A 3,135-nucleotide genomic window follows, 5' to 3' on the forward strand; every position below is an offset into this window, starting at 1 on the left:
GCGTGACCGTGGGTCGCACCCGGGTCCTCGTCATCATCGCGGTCACCCTGCTCGCGGGCACCGCCGTCGCGATCGCGGGCCCCATCGGCTTCGTCGGACTGATGGTCCCGCACGTGGTGCGCTGGTTTGTGGGCACGGATCAGCGCTGGATCCTCACCCTGACGCTCGTGGTCGCCCCGATCCTGCTGATCCTTTCCGATATCCTCGCGCGGATCCTGCTCCCGACCGGGGAGCTGCGCGTGGGCCTCGTCACCGCCCTGATCGGCGCGCCCGTGCTCATCGCCCTCGTCCGCCGCCGGGGGGTGAGCGCGCTGTGACCGACACCCTGAACCGGGCGAGCGCCCCCATCGACTTCGGACGCCCCGGCTGGGTCTGGCGTCGCCGCGGCGTCTCCGCCCGCATCGACCGGCGCAGCGTCATCGTTTCCCTGCTCCTGGTCGCCGTGATCGTGATCGGCGGGCTCGTCACGCTCGGCGTCGGCACGCTCTCGCTGACCCCGGGGGAGGTGCTCGCCGCGCTCTTCGATCCGAACGCCCCCGACAAGCACCGGCTGGTCGTTTCGACCTGGCGGCTGCCCCGGCTGCTGTTTGCCGTGCTCTGCGGCGCGGCGCTCGCGATCAGCGGCGCGATCTTCCAATCGCTCACGAAGAACCCCCTGGGCTCGCCCGACGTGATCGGTTTCTCCGCCGGGTCTTACACGGGCGCGGTCGTGGTCATGCTCTTCGTGGGGTCAACCTCCTACAGCACGATCGCCGTCGGCTCGCTCATCGGCGGCGCGGTCACGGCCGGGCTCGTGTACGGCCTCGCGGTGCGCGGCGGGCTGCAGGCCTTCCGCCTCATCATCGTCGGCATCGGCGTCTCGGCCCTGCTCGGCTCGCTGAACTCCCTGCTCCTGCTGTCGGTGAGCCCCGAGCAGGCGATGCTCGCGTCCGTCTGGGGCGCGGGCACCCTGAGCGGCCTCGGCTTCGGCCAGCTCGGCCCCGCGTTCCTCGGCTTCCTGATCCTGCTCGTGGGGGCCGCGATGGTTGGGCGACCGCTCGGGCAGCTGGAGCTCGGCGACGACCGCGCCCGCTCCCTCGGCACCCGCGCGGAGGGCGGCCGGATCTGGGCGATCGTGATCGGGGTCGCGTTGACCGCGCTCGTGACCGCGGCGGCCGGGCCGATCTCCTTCGTCGCCCTCGCCGCCCCGCAGATCGCGCGACGGCTCACCCGCTCGGCCTCGGTGCAGTTCGTGCCCGTCGCCCTGACCGGGGCGGCGCTCCTCGTGCTCGCCGACCTGGTTGCCCTCAACGTCGCCCTCCCGGTCGGCGTGGTCACCGTGTCGATCGGTGGCGCTTACCTTGCCTGGCTCCTCGTCAGCGAATACCGTTCCCGTGGAAGGACCGCATCATGACCCTGCTCGACCAGGACACCCCCGCGCAGCCCGCGCCCCAGGCCCGCGCGAGCCTGAGCGCCGAGGGCATCCGCATCGGCTACGACCGACGCGTCATCATCGAGGAGCTGGATGCCACGGTTCCCGAGGGCTCCTTCACGGTGATCATCGGGCCGAACGCCTGCGGAAAATCGACCCTGCTGCGCGCGCTGGCCCGTCTCCTGCCGCCGCAGCAGGGCCGCGTGCTCCTCGACGGCGCGGATATTTCTGGGATGAAGACCAAGCAGGTCGCCACGAAGCTCGGGCTCCTGCCGCAGTCCTCGATCGCCCCGGAGGGCATCACGGTCGCCGACCTCGTGGCCCGCGGGCGCTTCCCGCACCAGGGCATGTTCGACCGCTGGTCAGCGGCGGACGAGCGGGCCGTCACCGAGGCGATGGCCGCCACCCGGGTCACCGAGCTGTCCGGCCGGGCCGTCGACGAGCTCTCGGGCGGGCAGCGGCAGCGGGTCTGGGTCGCGATGGCGCTCGCGCAGGAGACCCCGACGCTGCTGCTGGACGAGCCGACCACCTTCCTCGATATCTCGCACCAGTACGAGCTGCTGGAGCTGTGCCGCGCCCTCCGCGAGGAGGGCGGGCGCACCCTCGTCGCGGTGTTGCACGACCTGAACCAGGCGGCCCGCTTCGGCACGCACCTGCTCGTCATGAAGGACGGCGCGCTCGTGGCCAGCGGCAAGCCGGAGGACATCCTCACGGAGGAGCTCGTCGCGGAGGTCTTCGATCTGCCCTGCCGGATCGTGCCGGATCCCGTGACGGGCACCCCGCTCGTCGTGCCGCTCGACGGCGCGGGCCGGCAACGCCGCTAACCGCACTGGCGAGGCTCGGGGTCCCCGCACTGGGCACCGGGGCAGGGCGGGGGCGCGAGCGGGGGGAGCGCCCGGGCGCTACGGGGTCGGCGCGGCGGGTTGCGCCGGATACTCCGCGACCGGATTCGCGGGGGCCGAGCGCGCCCGGCGCGCGGCGCGGATCGCGTGCCAGGCCGTGGGGATCACGGTCACCGCGATCGCGCCGAGCAGGATGAGATCGATGTAGCTGACCATGAAGTCGCGCAGCGGCGGGATGTACCCCAGCAGATAGCCGATGAGGCTGAGGCCGGCCCCCCAGACGAGCGCACCGACCGCGTTGAACAGGGAGTAGCGGCCCCAGGGCATCCGACCGGCGCCCGCCGCGACGGGCGCGATGGTGCGGACGACCGGCACGAAACGGGCCAGGATCACGGCGAGCCCGCCGAAGCGGTCGAAGAAACCCTGCGTCCGGCTCAGGTTGTCCGAGCCGAGGAAGCCCCCCGCCCGGCGGGACAGGGCGCTCGATCCGGCCCTGCGGCCGATCAGGTAGCCGACCTCGCCGCCGAGGAAGGCCGAGGCCGCGATTGCGATGCACACCCAGACGATCGGCACGTCGATGACGCCGGAAAAGGTGAGCACTCCGGTGATGAGCAGCAGCGTGTCCCCGGGGAGCAGAAAGCCCACGAGCAGGCCGGTCTCGGCAAAAACGATCAGGCAGACCCCGAGCAGGGCATAGGCCCCGAACCCCTCAATCAGGGTGTTCGGGTCCAGCCAGGGGATCAGCGCGGTGGAAAGCACGGGGGGAGACTCTCTTCTGTTGGGCGACGTGCCAAAGGCCTCGCAACAGTTGGCAGACCCCCAGGATACCGCGGCGACCCCGGCTCAGCCGCGCGGAATCCGCATTCCCAGCCGCTCGGGCGC

General features: G+C 72.1%; 4 protein-coding genes. 3 read left to right on the top strand and 1 reads right to left on the bottom strand.

The window, feature by feature from the left end:
• The 3 genes from OOT08_RS13670 to OOT08_RS13680 form a co-directional block, all read left to right on the top strand.
• Positions 1-317 (top strand): iron chelate uptake ABC transporter family permease subunit (locus tag OOT08_RS13670; RefSeq protein ID WP_325093337.1); only part of this gene is annotated, 317 nt, incomplete at its 5' end.
• Entirely contained in the window at positions 314-1,393 is a 1,080-nt protein-coding gene (locus tag OOT08_RS13675; protein ID WP_325093338.1) for a FecCD family ABC transporter permease, read from the top strand. The genes OOT08_RS13670 and OOT08_RS13675, both read left to right, overlap by 4 nt.
• Complete coding sequence (locus OOT08_RS13680) at positions 1,390-2,235, top strand: ABC transporter ATP-binding protein (protein ID WP_325093340.1); 846 nt, start codon at positions 1,390-1,392, stop codon at positions 2,233-2,235. Before OOT08_RS13675 ends, OOT08_RS13680 begins: the two co-directional genes overlap by 4 nt.
• Before the next feature lie 78 nt (positions 2,236-2,313).
• Here the strand turns inward: OOT08_RS13680 and OOT08_RS13685 are convergent, their stop codons facing one another.
• On the bottom strand, positions 2,314-3,012 hold the full coding sequence (locus tag OOT08_RS13685; RefSeq protein ID WP_325093342.1) for a DedA family protein: 699 nt from the start codon (positions 3,010-3,012) through the stop codon (positions 2,314-2,316).
• Positions 3,013-3,135: the final 123 nt, after the last annotated feature.

The sequence above is a fragment of the Leucobacter sp. M11 genome, assembly GCF_035726885.1.
Lineage (GTDB): Bacteria > Actinomycetota > Actinomycetes > Actinomycetales > Microbacteriaceae > JAPFRB01.